This is a genomic window from Rhodococcus huquni, from assembly GCF_055231055.1.
Genome location: NZ_JBUYWE010000001.1, coordinates 516388 through 536187, shown reverse-complemented (window position 1 = coordinate 536187; position 19800 = coordinate 516388). Strand labels below are relative to the sequence as shown.

The 19800-nt window shown below is 65.3% G+C and carries 21 protein-coding genes and 1 pseudogene; 6 read left to right on the top strand and 16 right to left on the bottom strand.

Annotated elements, in window-relative coordinates; genetic code table 11:
- Positions 1-102: 102 nt before the first annotated feature.
- The gene (helR, locus tag ACZI8R_RS02555; protein WP_463377973.1) at positions 103-2277 is read left to right on the top strand and encodes an RNA polymerase recycling motor ATPase HelR; all 2175 of its coding nucleotides are present in this window, start codon (positions 103-105) and stop codon (positions 2275-2277) included.
- On the opposite strand, the gene ACZI8R_RS02550 is transcribed toward helR, so the two are convergent.
- Genes ACZI8R_RS02550 through ACZI8R_RS02540 form a run of 3 tightly spaced genes read right to left on the bottom strand, consistent with a single transcriptional unit; the run spans position 2264 to position 4014 of the window.
- Positions 2264-2770, bottom strand: coding sequence for an SRPBCC domain-containing protein (locus tag ACZI8R_RS02550; RefSeq protein ID WP_463377972.1), 507 nt, complete (start codon positions 2768-2770; stop codon positions 2264-2266). The genes helR and ACZI8R_RS02550 overlap by 14 nt on opposite strands.
- Complete coding sequence (locus ACZI8R_RS02545; RefSeq protein ID WP_463377971.1) at positions 2767-3105, bottom strand: ArsR/SmtB family transcription factor; 339 nt, start codon at positions 3103-3105, stop codon at positions 2767-2769. The genes ACZI8R_RS02550 and ACZI8R_RS02545 overlap by 4 nt, the downstream gene beginning before the upstream one ends.
- Positions 3106-3159: 54 nt before the next feature.
- A complete protein-coding gene (locus ACZI8R_RS02540) occupies positions 3160-4014 on the bottom strand; it encodes an SAM-dependent methyltransferase (protein WP_463377970.1) in 855 nt (284 codons plus the stop codon).
- A 105-nt stretch (positions 4015-4119) separates the two neighbouring features.
- On the opposite strand from ACZI8R_RS02540, the gene ACZI8R_RS02535 reads away from it, so the two are divergent.
- Positions 4120-4674, top strand: coding sequence for a TetR/AcrR family transcriptional regulator (locus ACZI8R_RS02535; protein WP_463377969.1), 555 nt, complete (start codon positions 4120-4122; stop codon positions 4672-4674).
- Between the two features lie 3 nt (positions 4675-4677).
- Here the strand turns inward: ACZI8R_RS02535 and ACZI8R_RS02530 are convergent, their stop codons facing one another.
- The 5 genes from ACZI8R_RS02530 to ACZI8R_RS02510 form a co-directional block, all read right to left on the bottom strand.
- On the bottom strand, positions 4678-6105 hold the full coding sequence (locus ACZI8R_RS02530; RefSeq protein WP_463377968.1) for an alkaline phosphatase PhoX: 1428 nt from the start codon (positions 6103-6105) through the stop codon (positions 4678-4680).
- A 105-nt stretch (positions 6106-6210) separates the two neighbouring features.
- Positions 6211-6609: a PPOX class F420-dependent oxidoreductase gene (locus ACZI8R_RS02525; RefSeq protein ID WP_463378203.1), complete on the bottom strand. Its 399-nt coding sequence runs from the start codon at positions 6607-6609 to the stop codon at positions 6211-6213.
- Positions 6610-6634: 25 nt separating this feature from the next.
- Positions 6635-7960: an ISL3-like element ISPfr2 family transposase gene (locus ACZI8R_RS02520; RefSeq protein WP_463377967.1), complete on the bottom strand. Its 1326-nt coding sequence runs from the start codon at positions 7958-7960 to the stop codon at positions 6635-6637.
- Between the two features lie 605 nt (positions 7961-8565).
- Positions 8566-8976 (bottom strand): GlcG/HbpS family heme-binding protein, encoded by a 411-nt coding sequence (locus tag ACZI8R_RS02515; RefSeq protein WP_135537774.1) that lies wholly within the window; start codon positions 8974-8976, stop codon positions 8566-8568.
- Positions 8977-9096: 120 nt separating this feature from the next.
- Positions 9097-9408 carry a putative quinol monooxygenase gene (locus ACZI8R_RS02510; RefSeq protein ID WP_003941073.1) on the bottom strand — a complete coding sequence of 104 codons (312 nt, stop codon included), beginning with the start codon at positions 9406-9408 and terminating at the stop codon, positions 9097-9099.
- Between the two features lie 107 nt (positions 9409-9515).
- Here ACZI8R_RS02510 and ACZI8R_RS02505 point away from each other — a divergent pair.
- Positions 9516-10458, top strand: a pseudogene (locus tag ACZI8R_RS02505) (GlxA family transcriptional regulator).
- A 420-nt stretch (positions 10459-10878) separates the two neighbouring features.
- On the opposite strand, the gene ACZI8R_RS02500 reads toward ACZI8R_RS02505, so the two are convergent.
- The gene (locus ACZI8R_RS02500; RefSeq protein ID WP_463377966.1) at positions 10879-11127 is read right to left on the bottom strand and encodes a GNAT family N-acetyltransferase; all 249 of its coding nucleotides are present in this window, start codon (positions 11125-11127) and stop codon (positions 10879-10881) included.
- A 21-nt stretch (positions 11128-11148) separates the two neighbouring features.
- Positions 11149-11874: a pyridoxamine 5'-phosphate oxidase family protein gene (locus tag ACZI8R_RS02495; RefSeq protein WP_463377965.1), complete on the bottom strand. Its 726-nt coding sequence runs from the start codon at positions 11872-11874 to the stop codon at positions 11149-11151.
- Between the two features lie 52 nt (positions 11875-11926).
- Here ACZI8R_RS02495 and ACZI8R_RS02490 point away from each other — a divergent pair, with 52 nt between their 5' ends.
- Positions 11927-12262, top strand: coding sequence for an ArsR/SmtB family transcription factor (locus tag ACZI8R_RS02490; protein WP_463377964.1), 336 nt, complete (start codon positions 11927-11929; stop codon positions 12260-12262).
- Here the strand turns inward: ACZI8R_RS02490 and ACZI8R_RS02485 are convergent.
- Complete coding sequence (locus ACZI8R_RS02485) at positions 12256-13572, bottom strand: MFS transporter (protein WP_463377963.1); 1317 nt, start codon at positions 13570-13572, stop codon at positions 12256-12258. The two genes, ACZI8R_RS02490 and ACZI8R_RS02485, sit on opposite strands and share 7 nt — an antisense overlap.
- Before the next feature lie 259 nt (positions 13573-13831).
- Positions 13832-14695 (bottom strand): LysR family transcriptional regulator, encoded by an 864-nt coding sequence (locus tag ACZI8R_RS02480; RefSeq protein ID WP_463377962.1) that lies wholly within the window; start codon positions 14693-14695, stop codon positions 13832-13834.
- A 93-nt stretch (positions 14696-14788) separates the two neighbouring features.
- Between ACZI8R_RS02480 and ACZI8R_RS02475 the strand changes: the two genes are divergently transcribed.
- Both ACZI8R_RS02475 and ACZI8R_RS02470 read left to right on the top strand, forming a co-directional pair.
- Positions 14789-15673 carry an aldo/keto reductase family oxidoreductase gene (locus tag ACZI8R_RS02475; protein ID WP_463377961.1) on the top strand — a complete coding sequence of 295 codons (885 nt, stop codon included), beginning with the start codon at positions 14789-14791 and terminating at the stop codon, positions 15671-15673.
- 147 nt (positions 15674-15820) lie between these two features.
- Entirely contained in the window at positions 15821-17269 is a 1449-nt protein-coding gene (locus tag ACZI8R_RS02470) for an amidase (protein WP_463377960.1), read from the top strand.
- 10 nt (positions 17270-17279) lie between these two features.
- Here ACZI8R_RS02470 and ACZI8R_RS02465 read toward each other — a convergent pair whose 3' ends face one another.
- The 4 genes from ACZI8R_RS02465 to ACZI8R_RS02450 form a co-directional block, all read right to left on the bottom strand.
- Positions 17280-18047 (bottom strand): SDR family NAD(P)-dependent oxidoreductase, encoded by a 768-nt coding sequence (locus tag ACZI8R_RS02465; RefSeq protein ID WP_463377959.1) that lies wholly within the window; start codon positions 18045-18047, stop codon positions 17280-17282.
- Positions 18044-18514, bottom strand: coding sequence for a nuclear transport factor 2 family protein (locus ACZI8R_RS02460; RefSeq protein WP_463377958.1), 471 nt, complete (start codon positions 18512-18514; stop codon positions 18044-18046). Before ACZI8R_RS02460 ends, ACZI8R_RS02465 begins: the two co-directional genes overlap by 4 nt.
- A gap of 72 nt (positions 18515-18586) precedes the next feature.
- Positions 18587-19231 carry a CPBP family intramembrane glutamic endopeptidase gene (locus tag ACZI8R_RS02455; RefSeq protein WP_463377957.1) on the bottom strand — a complete coding sequence of 215 codons (645 nt, stop codon included), beginning with the start codon at positions 19229-19231 and terminating at the stop codon, positions 18587-18589.
- Positions 19232-19277: 46 nt separating this feature from the next.
- Entirely contained in the window at positions 19278-19724 is a 447-nt protein-coding gene (locus ACZI8R_RS02450) for a L,D-transpeptidase (RefSeq protein ID WP_463377956.1), read from the bottom strand.
- Positions 19725-19800: the final 76 nt, after the last annotated feature.

Here is a 19800-nt window from a genome sequence, read left to right as displayed (position 1 = left end):
GACGAGTGAGGTGGAACCAGAAAGGGAGCGTTTCCGCTCCCTTCCACCTTCAATTTATATCGCACCCCGGGGCTTGCCGCAAGGCCCAGGGGTGCGCGCAGAATGGCTGGTCCAAGCCGGACCCGACTGAAAACGCGAGGATTCGTGACCTCTCCGAACGCCAGTGCATTCGACCTCCCCAACCATCTCTCCCCCAAGGCCGACCCCACGCTCATCGCTTCCGACGAGCGACACTTTGCGGCCATCGCGGTGAGCCTGGACAAGTCGGTCACTGATCTGACGAACCGTATCGACCAGGCACGCAAGGCTCCGCGGCAATTGGGCCAGGAGGCGCTCGAGCGGGACATGTTGGTCCACCGCCTGAGCGCCGAATTACGCGCGCTGCGGCGATTCGGCCTGGACCTGTGTCTGGGCCGCATGGTCGATGCCGACACGTCCGAGGCGGTGTACGTCGGCCGTCTCGGCCTGATGGACAGCGCTGGTGAGCAACTGCTGGTCGATTGGCGCTCTCCTGTGGCCGAACCGTTCTTCGGAGCAACCCACGCCAATCCGATGGGCCTGGCGAGCCGCCGACGCTATCGGTGGACGGGCGGCCGAGTGAGCGACTACTGGGACGAGGTGTTCTCCCCCGATGTCGTGGACAGCGCCGCGCTGGACGACCAGTCCGCCTTCATCGCGAGCCTCGGCACCAATCGCTCGCCGCGAATGCGTGATGTCCTGGGAACGATCGCCTCGGACCAGGACGCAATCGTGCGCGCCGACTCCAAGGGGTCGCTCGTCGTCGACGGCGGGCCGGGTACCGGTAAGACCGTGGTGGCTCTGCACCGGGCGGCCTATCTGATCTACTCCGACCCGAGGCTGCGTCACGGGGTCCTGTTCGTCGGGCCGCACGAGCCCTACCTCGCGTACGTCGCGGACGTTCTCCCCAATCTCGGCGAGGAGACCGTTCATCTGTGCACGCTCCGGGACCTCGTAAAGGAAGGCGCTACCGCACAACCCGAGTCGGATCCGTACGTCGCGCAACTGAAGTCGTCATCGGACTGGGGTCGTGCGATCGACAAGGCGATCAAGTTCTACGAGCGGCCGCCGCGCGAGGGAATGACGGTGGCAACCGACTGGTCCGACATCCGGCTGAGTGCCGACGACTGGGCGGAAGCATTTCGGTCGCCCGAGCCCGGTACTCCGCACAACGAAGCGCGCGAGCATGTCTGGGATGCACTCGTTGCGATTCTGGTGGACAAACACCACGGCGACCAGGCGGACGATCAGATTCGAGCGTCGTTGAGTCGCAACGACGAACTTCGGGAGGTACTCGACAACTCGTGGACCTTGATCGAAGCTGCTGATCTGGTCGGCGACCTGTGGTCCGTGCCGGCGTATCTCCGCATGGCCGCACCGTGGCTGAAGGCAGAGGATGTTCGAAAGCTGCAACGGGCGGATACGCACGCGTGGACGGAGTCGGACCTTCCCATTCTCGACGCCGCCCGCCAGCGACTCGGCGATCCGAAGGCATCCCTGCGTCGACGGGCCGGCGCGGCTGCCGCTGCCGCGGAACGAGAACGCATGTCTCGAGTCGTCGACGATCTCATTGCCACGGACGACTCGGAGATGGCCGTCATGTCCATGCTCCGGGGCGACGATCTCCGCAACGCACTGGACGAGGAGACGTCGACGGACACGAAGTCCGGTCTGCTGGCCGGTCCGTTCGCGCACATCGTCGTGGACGAGGCTCAGGAACTGTCGGACGCGCAGTGGCAGATGCTGTTGCAGCGCTGCCCCTCCAAGAGTTTCACCATCGTCGGCGACCGTGCGCAGGCACGACACGGATTCACCGAGACGTGGCAGGAACGCCTGGGGCGCGTCGGCCTCGACCGAGTCGACGTCGCGTCTTTGAGCGTCAATTACCGAACCCCGGAAGAGGTCATGGTCGAGGCCGAGCCCGTCATTCGCGCAGCGTTGCCGGATGCCAACGTGCCGACTTCGATTCGCAGCAGCGGCATCCCCGTCGGACATGGATCGACCCGGGAGCTGACTACGATCCTCGACTCCTGGCTTGCCGAGAACGATGACGGGATCGCCTGCGTGATCGGTGATCCGAGCTTCGCGGCCACGGAGCGCGTGCGCTCACTGACGCCCGAGCTTTCCAAAGGGCTGGAGTTCGACCTGGTCGTACTCGTCGATCCGGAGTCCTTCGGATCCGGGGTCGAAGGTGCCGTCGACCGCTATGTGTCCATGACCCGGGCAACTCAGCGGCTCGTGATTCTCACGAGCGCGTGACGGCCTCCGACTCGGCAAGGGCCGCGAGTGCTGCCGTGACGGCGCCCCATCCGTCGAAAAACCCCAGTTCCTCGTGCAGAGCGCGGGCGTCCGGGTCTGCGTGGCGGACGGTCGCCGTGTAGTCGGTGCCTTCGGGATGGTCGAGGAGGGTGATCTCGGCGGTCATCGAGATCGGTGCGGGCGCTGCCGGGCGCCAGCTGCTGTTGATCGCGTTGGTGAAGACCAGTCGGTCTCCCTCCTCGACAACCAGGAAGATTCCGTCGGTGTGTGGGAAGTACGTAATCCCGTCCTCGCTCATCTGGGTCACGAATCCCCCACCTGGACGAACCTCCAGAAGGTCGACCTTCGACGTGGTGGGTGCGGGCGTCCACCAGCGCTCGAGCTTGGAAGGGTCGGTCCAGGCGTCCCACACCACGGCTCGTGGGGCACGGATCACGCGTTGCACAGTGAGGTCGAGTTCGGGATTCATCCGCGAGTATGTTCGGTCGTTCATGGTCGGTTCTCCTCGGGGTCAGTAACGAAGTCTTCGAGTCGGTCGGTCCGCCCTTCCCAGATACCCCGCTGACGTTCGAGCCAGTCGGAGACGAGCGAAAGCCGTTCGGCTTCCAGGGCGCAGGTACGTACTCGGCCGGTCTTCGTCGTCCGGATCAACCCGCTCTTCTCGAGCGTGTGGACGTGCTTCATGAACGAGGGCAGCGCAATTCCATAAGGCCGCGCGAGCTCGCCGACGGTTGCCGGACCTGCCCCGAGTCGCTGCACCACGGAGCGCCTCGTGGGGTCCGACAATGCGGCGAACACCCCGTTCAGCGTGGCCGAATACTGTTCCATGTGGCTAAGTATCCATGGAATCAATACTTAGCGCAAGGGCTAAGTAAGTCACGGTCATCTACGTACGGCCGTGACGGTTCCTAGCTGGGGATCCTCGACGGTTGCAGCTCGACCCAGTCCGGAGACCAGATCGTTCCAACTGCAAAATTCGGTGCGCCAACCCAGCGAATCAAGCCAATGTGCGACATCGAGCGTCGGTGACTCGGGGCGTAATGCCGCCTGCGGCGACACTGTGTCGTCACCGGCAACCAGTCGCTGATACTCCCGGTAGGCGGAACTCCCACCGTCGCTCACATATCTCGAGACGGCGAACCGGCTTCCCGGTGCCGACACTCCGGTCAGCGTCGAAACCACGCGCTGCGTCCATGTCTGCGTCAGGTGCCCGAGGGTGCCCTCCTCCACCCAGCACGTCGGGACTTCCGCTCGGAATCCGAACTCCTGCAACCTGGACGACCAGTCCCCTTTCAGGTCCGCTGCGACAACTCGACGGTCGCACGATGAGGACGCCCCCGCGCGGGCGAGCACGGACTCCTTGAAGGCGAACGATTCCGGTAAGTCGATCTCGTGGAGAGTTGCGTCGGCCGGTAAATCCAGGCGATATGCGCGAGCGTCCAAACCTGCACCCAGGAGTACGAACTGGCGGACACCGTCCTGGGCAGCGGTGCGGACACGATCGTCGGTCAAGCGAACGCCGATGGTGCGGCCCGGGTAGAACTCGTCGGCCAGTGTCACCACCCGCTCCCACCGCTCGGTGTCGAACGCCTGGCGAGCGGCGCTGACGAATTCCTCTGCGAACGGGTCGTCATACAGTCGATCTTTGCGCGCGCTCTCCTTGGATCGAATAATGGCCACGCCGATCGCGGTCATGGCAATTCCGGAGATCGGTGCCGTCCCCTCGTTCGAGTCCATCGCAGTGCCCCTGTCAAGACAGTAGCTTGCCGACCGGCAAGGTACCTTCAAGAGGCTAGGCTTGGGCTAGCCGGGCGTCAAGCAAAGACCTGAGGAGTGCACAAATTGGACGGGCGACGTAGCGACACCCGCGAGCGCATTCGCGCAGTGGCGATGGAATTGTTTTGCGAACGTGGGTACGACAAGACATCGCTGCGCCAGATCGCCGAGCGACTGGGGGTGACCAAAGCGGCGCTGTACTACCACTTCCGCACGAAGGAGGACATCGTCGCGAGCCTGTCCGAAGATTTGCGGCGAGGTATCGACGAGATCTTGGAATGGGCGAGTTCAGCGCCTCCGGGGCCGGATCGCGCCCAGGAAATCGTCGTTCGGTACGGCGCACTCCTGCACGATCTCGGCAAGGAGATGATGCGGTTCTGGGCCGAGAATCAGTCCGCATTCCGCGAACTGGGTATCGGTACCGGTATGCGCTACCAGTTTCGGGAGCTGGCAGACCTCATAGCCGACCCCGGACGGACGCCCCGCGAGATCTTCCACGCGCGCCAAGCACTGCTGGCTGTCAGCTGGAGTCTCACCATGATGGGCGACCTCGACATGGACGATGCCGAGAGCAGTTCCGCGGCCACCGAAATCGCTCTCGGCATCGTCGGCCGGATGTGACGATCAGGAACCGAACGAGGAATTCGTGGGGCGCTCCCACGGACCCGTGATCGCCACGGTGATACCCGGAGACTGGATGTTGGCGAACAGAATCTTCCCGTCCGCGCTGAACGCGGGGCCGCAGAACTCACTATCGTTCAGTTCGTTGCGGGCCATCGCATACGGCTCGCCATCGGCGGTCACTCCCACCAAGTGGCTGATGCCCTCGCCGTCCTCGGCGAGAATGACGCCGCCGTAGGGCGAAACGGTGATGTTGTCGGGGCCGTCGTAGTTGCCGGTGTCCACGGACGGATCCGGGTTCACGCCGAACAGCGTCTTCAACGTGATCGTCTGGCCTGCCGGGTCGTAGAACCAGACCTGACCGTCGTGTTCGGCGGCACTGCCATCGGACGTGCGCGCAAAGCTGGCCACGAAGTACGCACCGCCGTCTGCCCACCACTGACCTTCCAGCTTTCGGCTGCGGGTGACCTGGCTGTCTTCGAGCTGCTTGCGAGTGGACGTATCCCGTGCGTCACGGTCGGGGACGTCGATCCACTCCACCGTGAGCTGATCGCCCGGGTTGGTCACGGCCGATAGATCGGGGACGTGCTCCGAACCACGGAGGCACTTCATCGCCTGCAGTGATCCTGCGGTGTCGCCGCCTTCGGACTGCGCCAATTCACGCAGCGCGTTCTTGCCGGCGCGGAAGTTCGCCGGTGGGGTCCACCGGTAGTACAGACCGTTGGGCGAGGACGCGTCCTCGGTGAGGTAGATGGCACTGGTCGTCGGATCGACCGCCACGGCCTCGTGGGCGTAGCGACCCAGAAACTTCAGCGGTACAGGGCTTTTGCCCTTGTTGGCGTCCTGGCTCACCGGGTCGACCTCGAAGACGTATCCGTGATCGAGTGTGAATCCCTTGCTGCCCGCGCGATCTTCGGTCTCTTCGCAGGTGAGCCACGTGCCCCACGGGGTGATGCCACCGGCACAGTTGTTCACCGTGCCCGCGACGCTCACGTACTGGCTCTGCCATGCGCCACGCGCATCGACAGCAGTCGTGCTTGTCCCGCCTCGGGCACCCGGGTCGTAGGTCAGGCCCTCCACTATCGGAACTCCGAACGGCTCGTCGCTGCCCACCTCGTGGTTGGTGACGATCGTGCTGCCGTCGCCCGCTCCGAACACGCCGTTGGCGTCCGGGTCACTGGGTACAGGCACTCCGTCCGACAGCTGGGTCTCGCCGGACTTGGAAACAACCGTGTAGCTGAACCCGGCCGGCAGCGACAGCAGCCGTGCCGGATCCGGCACGAGCGGCCCGTAGCCACCGGCGCTCCCCGGCGCCGCCGCGGCAAACGCCGGACGAACCAGCGCGTCCACACTTCCCGCCAAGGCCAGGCCGAGACCGGTCAGAGCGGTACGTCCGAGGAACTTGCGGCGATCGAGGGGTGAAGCGGTCACGTCTGCGCCTCCAGGTTGATTTAACGGATGCGCGAACGCTAAGGATGCAACATGACCGGGAGGGCTGGTTGTCGTGACCAACCGGTGAATGGGGCGGTAAGTCCCCTACCGAATCTTGGCGCCGTACACGCGATCGACGGTGAGGGTCATCAGAACTCGTCGATCCGCGACCATGACGGAGCGGTACTCGTCCCAGTCCGGGTGCTCGCCGGCGCCGATCCGGTAGTAGTCAACCAAGGCGTCGGCTTCCGGTCCGTTCGGGTCGGTACCCGGTCCGATGAGCGTCACCCCGCCCTCGGCTGTGGCCCAGGAAAATCCGTCCGCGCTGGTGAATTCGATCGCCGCGCGGGGGTCCCGCCTCAGGTTGGCGGTCTTGGCGCGGCCCTCGGTCATGGAGACGTAGATGCGGTCGGCCTCACGGTCGTACACGGGCGTCACCGGTGACAGCTGCGGCAGTCCGTTCGACTTGATCGTCGCGAGAATGCCGAGCGAGCTGTCGGCGATGAGTGCGTGTGCGTCGAAATCTGGCTCATCCCAATCGGGGGTGTAGGAGTTGGGGTCTGAAGCCGCCGGTCTCGAGCAGGCTTCGGGCGATGTAGTTGGTCAGGTTGCGGAACCCGAGTGCGGAGCCGCGCAGGTGTTCGAGCCGTCCGTTGAGCGCCTCGGTCGGCCCGTTGCTGGTGCCGGGTCGTTCGAAGTAGGCGAGCACGTCGGCGGCTCGCTTCTTCAGGGTCCGGCCCAGGGTGGTGAGCTCGGTGAGCACCTTGGGGACGCCGGCGCTGAGGTCGGTGATCAGCTTCTCCATGAGCTCGCGGCCACGTTGCCGGTCCTCGTGGCGATAGGCGGCGATCATGCGCTGGTAGACACCCCAGGCCGCCTCGACCTCGACGTGAGCGTCATCAACGAACAGCGCGCGTAGCCTGTCGCTCTGCTTGTCGGTGAGCAGGTCCGCGCCGGTGTGCAGCGTGCGCCGCGACTTGTAGAGCGGGTCGTCTCTGAACCCACGGTGCCCGTGGATCGCGAGTTGGACCCGGCGCCGGCACCTGTCGAGGGCGTCACCGGCCAGGCGCACGACGTGGAAGGGATCCATCACCGTGACCGCGTCCGGGATCTCCTCTGCAGCGGCGGTCTTGAACCCGGTGAAGCCGTCCATCGCGACCACCTCGACCGCGTCACGGAAGGCGTCGTCGCGGTCGGCGAGCCAGGTCTTGAACGCCGCCTTCGACCGGCCCTCGACCATGTCCAGCAGCCTTGCTGGGCCGGCGCCATCGCGGACCGGGGTGAGGTCGATGATCACGGTGACGTACTTGTCGCCACGCCTGGTGTGGCGCCAGACGTGCTCATCGACGCCAATGACCTTCACGGCCTCAAACCGCGTGGGGTCGTTGATCAGCAGCCGCTTGCCTTCAGCCAGGACCGCGTTGTTGGCGGTGTCCCACGCGACCCCGAGTCCCTCGGCGACACGGGCGACGGTGAGGTGTGCGACCACGATCCCTTCCAGCGCCCACCGCAGCCCGGTGCGCGAGAGCTTCGCGCGTGGCTCCGCCGCGGCGCTGGTGTCTTGGCGCCACACGTGTCCGCAGTCGGCACAGCGGTAGCGGCGCACTACAACTTCCAGCACGGTCGGTCGCCAGCCCAGCGGCTCGTGGGCCAACCGCCGGATCACGGTGTCACGAGCAGCGCCTTCGCTGCCGCACCGTCGGCACCACTGATCTGGTGCCACCACGCGGCACGCGAGGACCGCGCGATCCGGTTCAAGTCGTTGTCCGGTCACGCTCAGACCGAGGCCGTCGAGTCGAGCGAAGGCGGTCAGGTCAGGGCGGCCGAAGCCGGCCGGCGGGGTAGCGTCGGACACGTCGAGGCCTTTCGGATGGATGGCGTAGGAACCTCCGTCGTCGGGAGATCTCGACGTCTATCTGCGGACCGACGCGCCCGGCCGACCTACACCGTCATCTGAGAAGACCCCTGAAACGTCTTCGACGACGACGGGACCGGCGAGGAGGAGGGCGCGGTGAGCTAAAGGAATGGAGCTTGCTCGGCTTCGACGCCGCCGCAAGCTCCGGTGAAACGGTCGGTATTGGTCGGTCGTCGTCGGTCACCACCGGATGGCGGCGTCCCCCACGCTCGGCGTTTGCGCAGGTCAGCGGATAGTTCGCCCAGTGGGCGCATCAAGCGATAGACACAAAGCCGACGTGATTAGGTCGTCGGTTCGATTCCGACAGACGGCTCCGGCGAACAGCCCCTGACCTGCGGAAACGCAGGGCAGGGGCGGTTCGGTTCTGGTGGTCGCGCGATGCGCTGGCCTCACGGCTCTGCCCGACACCGACGTCGCTCGATCTTGGCGTCCGGGACCTCGTCGACTGAGACGTTCTTACAACCGTGGTACACGAGAGCACGCATGGTGCGGCTCCTTCGGTGGGTGGGCTGCCGGCCGGGGGCCGGGTTCGGTGCGGGTCGGTCTCAGAAGGCGCTGGCGGCGGCTTCGGCGACGGCCTGGTCTTGGTCACCGGTTCCTCCGCTGACGCCGACGGCGCCGACGACCTGGCCGTCGCGCTCGAGCGGGATGCCACCGGCGAAGATCATCACCCGACCGTCGTTGGAGGCGTGGATGCCGTAGAACTGCTCACCGGGTTGGGCGAGGTCGCCGAGGTCTTTGGTGGCTGTGTCGAACGCGCGGGCCGTGAAGGCTTTGTTGATCGAGATGTCGATGCTGCCCAGCCACGCTCCGTCCATCCGTACGTGAGCGACGAGATTGCCGCCGGCATCGACGACGGCGATGTTACTGGGCTGACCCTGCGTGCTGGATTCAGCTTCTGCTGCCGCGATGACACGTTTGGCGTCGTCCAACGACAATGTAGGAATAGATAGCATCAATTGCTCCTTCGAATGTGGCGTGCGCTTTGTGGCTCGAGCCGCTCGTTGGTTTGCCTGTTGAGTTTGTGACCGACAGCGCTCGTGTTGTGCTTCGCGTTGCGAACGTGCGTGGGCGGACTACGGGAGCTTGGACGCGAGGACGTCGGCCGCCAGGATCTCGGGTGCTGCGCCGAGGAGGTGCTGGTTGGCCATCAGGGCTGCGACGATGGCGCCGTTGGCGTGGGCGTCGCGAGCGGCCTCGTCGGGGAATGCATCGAAGATCCAGAAGGTGTCGGCGTGGGTCCTGACCGCGAACCAGACAATCGTTCCTACTTCTTCGTTGGCGAGTGCGACAGCGCCGGCGAGCAGATCGGCGAGCGCGTCGTGCTGTCCATCGGCCGCGACGATCTTGGCGACGAAGGCATACGGAAGTGATGCGGGTGTGGACATGAGGGACTCTCCTTGAAATCGGGGTTCTTCGTGGGACGAGTTCAGCGTATGACGAGCGAGGGCCGGTGGGAAGTGGCGTATACGGCAGTATTGCTATTGTTTACGTCATGCGTATCGGACTGATCGCGATCGACGGCTGCTTCGGTTCGGCTATCGCGTCGATCATCGACATCGTGCGGGTGGCCGACGGAGCCCGCCGCGATGTCGACCCGCGGATCGACCCGATCAAACTCGCCATCCTCGGACCGAAACGGCGAGTGACCACGACGGCATCGATGACCCTGTCGGTGGACCACCCGCTGTCGGAGTCCGCAGAGTTCGACGTCGTCGTCGTCCCTGCGCTTGGAACCCTTACGGCCGCCACTACCAACGACGCCCTCCAGAGCCGAGATGCTCGTTCGGTCATCGCCTCGCTCGGGCGCCTCGACGAGGCGACCACCCGGATCGCCGCGGCGTGCACCGGCGTGTTCGCTGTCGCCGAGACCGGACGGATGCATCATCGGCGGGCGACGACCAGCTGGTTCCTGGGGCCGGAGTTCCTGAAGCGCTATCCGACCGTCGCCCTCGATCTCGACACCATGGTCGTGGTCGACGGGAACCTCGTCACCGCCGGCGCCGCGTTCGCCCCACATCGACCTCGCGCTCTCACTCGTGCGATCGATCAGCCCCGACCTGGCCCAACATGTCGCCAAGCTCCTCATCATCGACGAGCGCCCGTCGCAGGCGGCCTTCGTCGCCTACGAACATCTCCGGCACGAGGACCCGATCGTCGTCGAGTTCGAACGCTTCGTGCGCGCCCGCCTGGACGAACCGTTCAACGTCGCCTTCGTCGCGCAGTCGCTCGGCACCAGCCGGCGCACCCTCGAACGACGAGTCCGTGCGGCGCTCAACCTCACTCCGCTCGGCTTCGTCCAACGGCTTCGCATCGAACGAGCTCGGCACCTCTCAGCAACCACGGACCTCACCTCCGCCGAGATCGCGCTACGGGTCGGCTACGCGAACGCCGAGACTCTGCGCTCCCTCCTGCGTAGGGAGCGACGCCGTTCCTGACCTATCGCCATGCCTGTAGCCGGTGTGCTAGTGCTCGACTGGAACCACCTCTCAGCACGCCGCGTCGACGCTCCTGCGTCGCCCCTGGACGACCCACTCGACACGCCCGCAGCACAGGCCATGTGGCGTGTCCCGGCTTCCCGGACGGTCGGGGTTGGGTGGCTGTGATGTCGCTGCGTTCTCGTCGAGAGGATCAGCAGACCCGATCAGAGTCGATTGGGATAAGACGCGAAGGCGGTCAGGTCAGGGCGGCCGAAGCCGGCCGGCGGGGTAGCGTCGGACACGTCGAGGTCTTTCGGATGGATGGCGTAGGAACCGCCATCGTCGGGAGATCTCGACGCCTATCTGCGGACCGACGCGCCCGGCCGACCTACACCCTCATCTGGGAAGAACCCGAAATCTCCGTTGGCCATGCATTCCTCAACCGTCTGTTTTGCAGGGCCATTCCATCCGTGACTTCTCGAGACTCACGGCCCCTCGGATATGTGCGGTCCGGCTGGATCGCTCGACAACTCGACGATAACCGGCACGGTCGTACATCCGCAGGTTTCGCTCGCTGTCGGCGCCGGTGAAGAGCGAAAAGGTGCTGCACTCCCCCGGCGCTCGGTCCTCGATCTCGCCGAGAAGACGTCGGCCGAGTCCGCGGCCTGCCAGGTCCGGGGCGACCATCAGTCGCCGACCGTCGCCTGCTTACTGCTGCTGCCGCAATTGTGCTTTCAGATCGTCGATTTCCGCGAGTAATTTTTCTTCGCGCTCTTCTGCTTTGCGTTGATAGACCGATGAGAGGTCGTCGAGGTATTGCTTGTCGAATCGCGGAATGATGCTGCGCGTGCAGTTCCAGTCGAAGGCTTCGACCGAAATGACGACACTTCGTTCACACTTGGCCGCGACCTCGATCGAACCGATCTTCCGAAGTCGGTCCAGCAGTTCCGGATCGTCGGCCGCCTCGACGGTGTGCGCCCGCCCGAACAGCTTGATGCGCTGGCGGTTCGGGTAGTCGACGATGAACAGAGCAACGCGGTCGTCGTTGTCCAGATTGGACGCGGTGACGTACTGACTGTTTCCCTTGAAGTCGGCGAACCCGAGCGTGTGGTCGTCCAGGACCTGCAGGAAGCCTTTGGGGCCGCTCCGATACTGGATATACGGCCACCCCGACTCGGTGACCGTCGCGATCTGGAACTGGTCGATACCCCGGATGATGGCCTTCTCCCGGTTGTCGAGTGGCTCGGCCCCCTCGTCCGGTCGTTCGGCGTGGCGGCCGTACGCGTTCCACCCGCCGTCGCGCTGCTGGCGTGCGGCGCTGGCCGCACCGAACACCAGGTGGTGATAGTGATTGTTCACCCGATCGAGGGTGCCACTTGCGGTCGGATCGGTCGAACTCGACTGCTTCGACGCACCGTTCGGCGTAGGTACCATGGGCGTGATAGGTACGCCAGCCGACGAGGCTGCATCAACGAAGGACGCGACGATGGCTGACGCCGACGGACACCCCGATCTCGGGGAATACGATCTTTCCGCCGTTCTGGCGGCCTTGGCGGACACGAATCGTCGCAAGGTCGTCGCCCAGCTGTATTCCGATCCGCAGGACACCGAACAGTTCTGCAGCGTGTTCGACCTGCCTTGGGCTCCCTCGACTCGAACGCACCACTTTCGGGTACTCCGAAACGCGGGGTTGATCTGGCAACGTGACGTCGGAAACGGACGAATGACGAAGCTACGGCGCGAGGAACTGGAACAAGCCTTCCCCGGTCTCCTCGGGGCGGTGTTGGCCGATCCGACGGACAGTGACACGAACGCTCAATGACCGGAGTTGTTCGACCGGGCGACGCCTGATCGCGAACTCTTGCGGACCGCGACGATGACGACAGTCAGTACGACGAGGAGTGCGATGAGCACGCCCACCGTCGTGGCGAAGGCCGACTGGTAGACGTCCGGGTGCCCGTACTGGCCTGCAGCGGTGTCACGCGCGTCCCCGCCGCTGAGTTGCGCGCCCACAGACGACGACAGGACGAACGCGTACCCGGCGACGAACAGCGCTTCACTTCCGATGCGGAAGAAGTTCAGCAAGCCCGCCGCGGTGCCGCCGCGCTCGGCAGGCACAACAGACAGGGCATGCCCGTCGACCAGCCCGACGGGTAGTCCGAAGCCAAGTCCGAGCAGAACCATCGGCACGATGATGGCGATCACCGAACCGTCCTGGGACAGCGCGAGCATCCCGGCATTACCGAGGATCAGGGCAGCCAGGCTCAGGTAGACGACTTTGCCGATCGTCAATGACCGGATGCGGCCGACCAAGTGCCCGATTGCGACGGGGGCGACGAAGACCGGGATCGTCATTGCGAGCATCAGAAGCCCGGACGCACCTGCCGACAGATTCGAGATCCCACTCAGCGCGGACGGCAGGTAGGTCAAGAGAGTGACGAATCCGATCGAGCCTGCAACCGGAACCAGGCACATCGCCAGAAACTCACGGTTCCGCAAGAGTCCCAGGTCCAGGATCGGAGAACCGCCGCCGCCGACGGACGGCTGCGCCGCGGGTAGGAGTCGCGTCCCTATGCCAGCCGCCCCGAGGATCACTGCGTGCACCACGAAGACTCCGCGCCAGTCCATCAGCGAGACCAGAACGCCGGAGATGGTCGGCCCGAGAGCGAGCCCCAACCCGTTGACCGTGCCGAACACCGCGAATGCCTTCGTGCGGCGCGCTCCTTCGTACGCATTCGAGAGGAGGGCCGTCGCCCCGGTGAGGATCGCGGCAGCGCCGACTCCTGCGGTGACACGGGCGAAGTCGAGAGCGAAAAGATTCGGGGCTACGACGCTTCCGACACTGCCCGCGACGACGAGCGCCGAACCTATGCCGAAGGTGCGCCGATGGCCGATTCGGTCGCTCGCCGCACCCCACAGAAGGGTGGTGAGTGCGAAAGCGATATTGAATCCGTTGACGACCCATTGCAACGCAGTCGGATTCGATCCGAGGTCTTGCGAGATCAGCGGAAGGGCAATTGCGGTACCCGCAATGGCCATCGGGGTGACGAATTGAGCCGCGAGTACGACGGGAAGCGTCGCACGACTCGGTGGCGCGTGCCGCTCTGCGGTTTCGGTGGTGGCGGTCGACATGAATTCCCCTCGCGGTCACTCAACGGTGGTAGATACGAGAGAGGTAGTAGCTACTAGATCGGTAGTAGCAACCCGAATCTGTTCGTCGCCCGTCCAGTGGGGTCGCCGTAGCATCGGCCGAGTTTGTACGGCTTCGTCGTACTGCATTGGCGTACAGCGGGTTTCGTGTTCGTGCCGCCGAACCGATCAAGTGATGCTCAGCCGCGTGGCCGACGGTGCCGTCAGGCGGAGGGCCGCGGCAGTGGAAGTCGAGGGCGGGTCACAGCCGCGTGGCCGTGCGGATCAGTCCGGCGAGGGCGAGAGAACGGCTGTGCGCGGGCCAGGCGATGTGGGTGACGACGGCGGGCGCGTCGGTCAGTGGGACTGCGGTGTGCTCTGCCCATAGCCAGGCGCGGGCGGAGTCGGGGAAGACTGCCGCGGTACGTCCGAGGGCGATCAGCTGGGCCAGCTGTGTCTGGTCGTGGATCTCGGGGCCCGGTCCCGGCGGGTACATGCCGTGGCGAGCCCAGCGCGCGAGCGGAAGATCGGGAATGTCGCTGACCTCGGCTTGGGACAAAGTTTTCTGCGCGGCGAGAGGGTGCCCGGCGGGCAGGATCGCGATCTGCCCTTCGGTCATCAGTTCCTCGCTGTCGAATCCTGCGAGGGAGTTGAACGGTGCGTGCATGAGCGCCACGTCGGCGCGGCCATCGCGCAGCATCTCCTCCTGCTCACACGTGCCGGTCGGGAGCACCTCGATCTCGGTGGCGTCGGGCTCGGCCGCGTAGGCGTCGAGGAGCTTGTGCAGCAGCTCGTGAGACGCGCCGGCCTTCACCGCCAGGATCAGGCGGTTCCGGGGGCCGCCCGAACCCCCGGAGTCGCCGGCGCGACGGGTGCGGCGAGCGGCCGCGGTGGTGGCGTCGAGTGCCGCGCGCCCTTCGTGCAGCAGCATCTCTCCGGCGCCGGTCAGGCCGACACCGCGACGATTGCGGGTCAGTAGACGGACGTCGAGGCGGCGCTCGAGTTGCTGGATCGCGCGAGACAGCGGCGGCTGAGCCATGCCGAGCCGCTCGGCAGCGCGACCGAAGTGCAGTTCCTCGGCTACGGCCACGAAGTATCTCAGCTCGCGAGTCTCCAAGAGCTCCATAGCCATAACGTACTCCGGTGATACCGACCGGGTATGACAGAGCACCGCATCGGTATTGGATACGCCGCTTGTCCGCGAGCAAGAATCGACGGCATGAGCGAAACCGTGAACACCCCCTCCACGTCACTGCTCGGGGGCACCTGGCCCCTGGGCGATCTGACCGTCAACCGCTTCGGCTACGGCGCCATGCAGCTGTCCGGCCCCGGGGTCATGGGCCCGCCCGCCGACCACGACGGCGCACTTGCCGTCCTGCACGAGGCCGTCAGCCTCGGGATCACCCACATCGACACCGCCGGCGCATACGGACCACGCTTCACCAACCAGCTGATCCGTGAAGCGCTTCACCCCTATCCCGCATCGCTACACATTGTGACCAAGGTCGGCGCGGTCCGCGATCCGCAGGGTGGCTGGCCCGCCGCCCGGCAGCCCGAGGACCTGCGCCGCGCCGTTCACGAGAACCTCGACGATCTCGGCCTCGATTCTCTCGACGTGGTCAATCTCCGGCTGGGCAGCGCGCTGGGTCCCCAGTCCGGCTCGCTCGCCGAGCCCTTCGAGACCCTTGTCGAACTCCAGCAGCAGGGCCTGATTCGGCACCTCGGAGTGAGTAACGGCACGACGGAGCAGGTCGCCGAGGCACGCGCGATCGCGCCGATCGTGTGTGTGCAGAACATGTACAACATCGCCAACCGCCAGGACGACGAGCTCATCGATGAGCTCGCCGACCAGGGCATCGCCTACGTCCCGTTCTTTCCGCTCGGAGGCTTCACCCCGCTGCAGTCGACAGCGCTCTCTGCCGTGGCCGCCCGGCTGGATGCGACGCCGATGGCCGTCGCCCTGGCCTGGTTGCTGCGGCGGTCGCCGAACATCCTGCTCATTCCCGGCACCTCCTCCGTGGCGCACCTGCGCGAGAACGTCGCGGGAGCGGAACTCTCGCTCTCCGACGAGGATCTCGCCGAGCTGGACGAGATCGGCCGGTAAGGCCTGTGTGATGTCGTGATCACTCTTCGGGTCTCCCCCCGTCCGGGGGCGAGACCCGGCAGGACGCCGGTACGCGGATTCATTGCCGATTGCGTTGTGCGAATTGATGTTTTATGCCCCGTGCGGGAGGTCGCTAGCGTCGTATTCATGGACTGGAACTTTCGATCTGCCGAAGAACTCGTGGTTGCGTTGCGAGCCGGTGAAGTGACCTCGGTGGAACTGATCGACGAGGCGATCGCGCGTATCGAACGCCACGGCAGAGCGATCAACTCAATCTGTGTGCGGGACTTCGGCCGCGCCCGGGACTCCGCACGCCGTGCGGACGAGGCGCGCACCGACGGCGACGACCGGCCATTGCTCGGCCTTCCGGTGACGGTCAAGGAGTCCTACAACGTGACCGGGCTGCCCACCACCTGGGGAATGCCGCAGTACGCGAACTACCTTCCGGCCGAAGACGCGGTGCAGGTGTCGCGATTGAAGGCCGCTGGCGCTGTGCTGCTCGGTAAGACCAATGTGCCGGTGATGCTACGAGATATTCAGAGCTTCAACGAGATCTACGGCACCACCAACAATCCGTGGGATCACACCCGAACGTCGGGTGGGTCGTCCGGGGGTTCGGCGGCAGCCTTGGCCTCCGGATTCGGTGCACTGTCCATCGGCTCCGACCTCGCTGGTTCACTGCGCACGCCCGCGCACTTCTGTGGTGTCTATGCGCACAAGCCGACGGTCGGACTGGCACCGACCCGCGGCATGGTCGTGCCGCCTGCCCCGGCCCTGCCGATCGACCTCGATCTCGCTGTCGTCGGCCCGATGGCACGCACCGCCCGCGACCTCACGCTTCTACTCGATGTGATGGCCGGCCCGGACGCCCTCACCGACGGTGTCGCGTACGACCTCACGTTGCCGCCTGCGCGGCACGAGCGACTGTCGGATTTCCGTGTTCTGGTTCTCGAGAACCATCCACTCATTCCGACCGGGTCGGCGGTACGGGCGGGCGTGAATCGTGTCGCCGACGCGCTCGTGGGCGAAGGCGCCCGGGTCGAACGGAACAGTCGGCTACTGCCGGATCCAACGGAAGCGGCCGAGCTCTACATGCTTCTGATGCTGTCGAACGCCGCCGCAGGTCTGCCCGCCGATGTGTACGAACAACTGCAAGTCCAGGCCGCGGCCCTGAATGCGGACGACCGGAGTCTGGACGGGGCGCGACTGCGCGGCATGGTGCTCAATCACCGCGATTGGGTCGAAGCGAACAACCGTCGCGAACTTCACCGTCACGGCTGGAGGCAGCTGTTCGCCGAGTTCGACGCTGTGGTCTGCCCCATCACTCCCACCCCCGCCTTCCCGCACAACCACGAGGGAGGGCTGGAGAATCGGCACATCGACATCGACGGCACCGCATTCCCGTACTTCGATCAGCTCGTCTGGGCCAGTGTCGCCACCATGCCCGGTCTGCCTGCCACGGCCATACCTGCGGGCCGGTCCCCAGAGGGTCTACCGGTGGGCGTGCAGATCATCGGTCCGATGTTCGAGGACCGCACGCCGCTGCGATTGGCCGAACTGCTCGAGCAGAAGATCGGCGGCTTTCAAGCCCCGTGACAGGGGCGTTTCACCAGCGAGACTGGCCTCCGTCCAGGGGAATGACCGCACCGCTGAGATATCGGGACGAGTCCGAAGCCAGGAACGTGACGGCCCGGCCGATATCCGTTTCGGGGTCGCCGATGCGCCCGAGCGGGATGGTGCGCACGAACTCCGCGGCTTCCTCCGGATTCTTGTCGATCCACCATTCGAGAGCCGGTGTCAGCGCGTGGGGTGCGATGCAGTGGGCGCGAATGCCCTGATGCCCCCACTCGCTCGCGGCAGTCCGTGTCAGTACGCGCATTGCTTCCTTGGTTGCGGCGTAGACACCGAATCCGGAGGTGTCCCAACGAACCGCGGCAGACGTGATCATCGTGACGATGACTCCCCCGCCACGTTCGACCATCGAGGGATGCACGGCACGCATCAGGCGCAGTGCGGCCCGAGGACCGGTTCGCAGGGCGTAGTCGAAGAAGTCGTCGCCGGACTCGTCCAAGGGAACCGGGAACGCGGCGTTCGCATTGTTGACCAGGATGTCGATCCCGCCGAACGTGTCGGTGGCGGCACGGACGGCGGACTCGCACGCATCGTCGGCGGCGATGTCGGCCTGATGGATCGCGACATCGTCGGAGGAGGTGATGTCGGCGATCTCCGCCGCGACCGATTCCAGTTTCGACGGTGTTCGGCCCACCAGGAAGCAGCGGGCTCCGGCGCGCGCGAACTCCAAGGCGACGCCCCGACCGATCCCCTGTCCTCCGCCGGTGATCAGCGCGACCTTTCCGCTGAGATCTTCGGTCACAAGAAGTCCTTTCCTGGCTGCCACGGATCGACGGTCATCCGAAACCCGGGCAGTTGCCCGACCTCGAACGTGTACTCGTACGTTCGGGTGTACCCGGTGCGGGAAATCCTCCAGCTCCCGTCGCTGCCCTTCACATAGCGGTCCTCGTAGAAGGCGGCGCCGCGCAGCATCGATCCGTGCGCCGGATGCATCACCATGTCGGAGAGGTACCAGGTTCCGGTGGCTTCGTCGCCGTCGATCGTGATCTCCGGCTGCGTCACACGGTGTTCGGTGATCAGGCCGGGCACCATCGCCTTGCGCATGAACGCGAGAACCTGATCTCGGGACGTGAAGTGCAGTCGGTCGCCGTACTCCGCGACCACGTCCTCGGTGAGCGTCTCGGCGAACTCCTCCCACCGACGACAGTCGAGTGCCCGCAGATAGCGGTACTTGAGCTGCTCGATCTGTGCGACATCGTCCTTCGTCACATCGTCCTCCCTGGCCGGTCCACCGAACCCGTCAATGAGAACACGTTTCACTTTCGGGCGGGTCGGTTCGACTCAGCTGCCGTGATAGAAGTAGCTGCCAAGGCCGATCGTGAACACCGAGATCCCGTACAGAGCGTGCTCGACGGAGCGGACGAACAGGGACTGTGAGACGCGGTATCGCCACGCGAACAGTGCGCCGCCGACGAGTGTCATCGCCACCGAAATCCAGCTACCGAAAGCGATGTGCACGTATCCGAAGACGACCGCGCTCGCCGCGACCATCGCGGTGCCAGTTCCGAACACCGGCGCATAGCGGTGAAACAAGAACGCGCGGAACAGCAGTTCCTGCGGATACACGCTCAACAGTGGGTAGAAGACGACGACAGCGAGCCACACGAGCGGTTCGGTTCGCGGTAGGTCGAACGCGAGCGTCGGGCGAGCCACCGCGACAGCAGCAGCCATCGCGACCGTGAGGATCGCCCACAGCGCGAGCATCCCCCGCCATCGAGAACGGAGGGCGCCGGCGTTCCACAACCGGCGATTGTCGAAACTGCGGTCTCGGCGCAGGTACAGCACGGCGCCCGATGCAGCCACGACGAGAAACGGAACGGGGCTCACGTCATTCAGTACCACCACGTATCCGGTGGTGAGCCCAACGAACAAGACACCGAACTCGATCGCAAGGAATTGTCTGCGCGACACACCGGGAACGGTCACAGTGTCAGAGCATGACCCACCACCCGCACTTTCGCGCGCCGAGCGACTACGGCACCACCTGTACCTCGTCGCCGGGCTGCAGCGTGTCGAAGAATGCGACCGCGGCGTCGCGGGACAGGTGCACACAACCATGTGACAAGTCCGACAACGACCCCTCGTGGAAGGCGATCCCGTCGTTGAAGAACACCGAGTACGGCATCGGAGCGTCGAAGTCGGTGCTCCAGAAGTCGGCATCCTTGAACGACACGGAGAAGGTGCCTGGCGGCGTCTCCCAGCCCGGGCGACCGTGTGTGACGGGAACGGGGCCGTAGGTGGCGACTCCCCCATCTGCCAGCCACGCCTCGTTGGTGGACAGCTGCAGGCACGCACGCGCGGTGGAATCGCACGGCATACCGGCCGGCTGCGCCACTGCGACCGAGGAAATAGACGTCAGCGACCCGAGAACACACACGCCCGTCACCGAGAATGCTGCAAGTGCATGTCTGGTACGCACGATGATCACACCTGATTTCGCCTTCACTCAGTATCGATCCGCAGGCTCCGGCACGTCAACGGCGTACCCACCGACG

Bases quoted from the DNA above. Each gene is read 5' to 3' on its own strand.
- ACZI8R_RS02515 (WP_135537774.1), bottom strand. From the start codon at position 8,976: ATGCTATCTATTCCTACATTGTCGTTGGACGACGCCAAACGTGTCATC.
- ACZI8R_RS02485 (WP_463377963.1), bottom strand. From the start codon at position 13,572: ATGTCGACCGCCACCACCGAAACCGCAGAGCGGCACGCGCCACCGAGT.
- ACZI8R_RS02470 (WP_463377960.1), top strand. From the start codon at position 15,821: ATGGACTGGAACTTTCGATCTGCCGAAGAACTCGTGGTTGCGTTGCGA.
- ACZI8R_RS02490 (WP_463377964.1), top strand. From the start codon at position 11,927: ATGGCTGACGCCGACGGACACCCCGATCTCGGGGAATACGATCTTTCC.
- ACZI8R_RS02510 (WP_003941073.1), bottom strand. From the start codon at position 9,408: ATGTCCACACCCGCATCACTTCCGTATGCCTTCGTCGCCAAGATCGTC.
- ACZI8R_RS02495 (WP_463377965.1), bottom strand. From the start codon at position 11,874: ATGGTACCTACGCCGAACGGTGCGTCGAAGCAGTCGAGTTCGACCGAT.
- ACZI8R_RS02500 (WP_463377966.1), bottom strand. From the start codon at position 11,127: ATGGTCGCCCCGGACCTGGCAGGCCGCGGACTCGGCCGACGTCTTCTC.
- ACZI8R_RS02545 (WP_463377971.1), bottom strand. From the start codon at position 3,105: ATGGAACAGTATTCGGCCACGCTGAACGGGGTGTTCGCCGCATTGTCG.
- ACZI8R_RS02475 (WP_463377961.1), top strand. From the start codon at position 14,789: ATGAGCGAAACCGTGAACACCCCCTCCACGTCACTGCTCGGGGGCACC.
- helR (WP_463377973.1), top strand. From the start codon at position 103: ATGGCTGGTCCAAGCCGGACCCGACTGAAAACGCGAGGATTCGTGACC.
- ACZI8R_RS02480 (WP_463377962.1), bottom strand. From the start codon at position 14,695: ATGGAGCTCTTGGAGACTCGCGAGCTGAGATACTTCGTGGCCGTAGCC.
- ACZI8R_RS02540 (WP_463377970.1), bottom strand. From the start codon at position 4,014: ATGGACTCGAACGAGGGGACGGCACCGATCTCCGGAATTGCCATGACC.
- ACZI8R_RS02550 (WP_463377972.1), bottom strand. From the start codon at position 2,770: ATGAACGACCGAACATACTCGCGGATGAATCCCGAACTCGACCTCACT.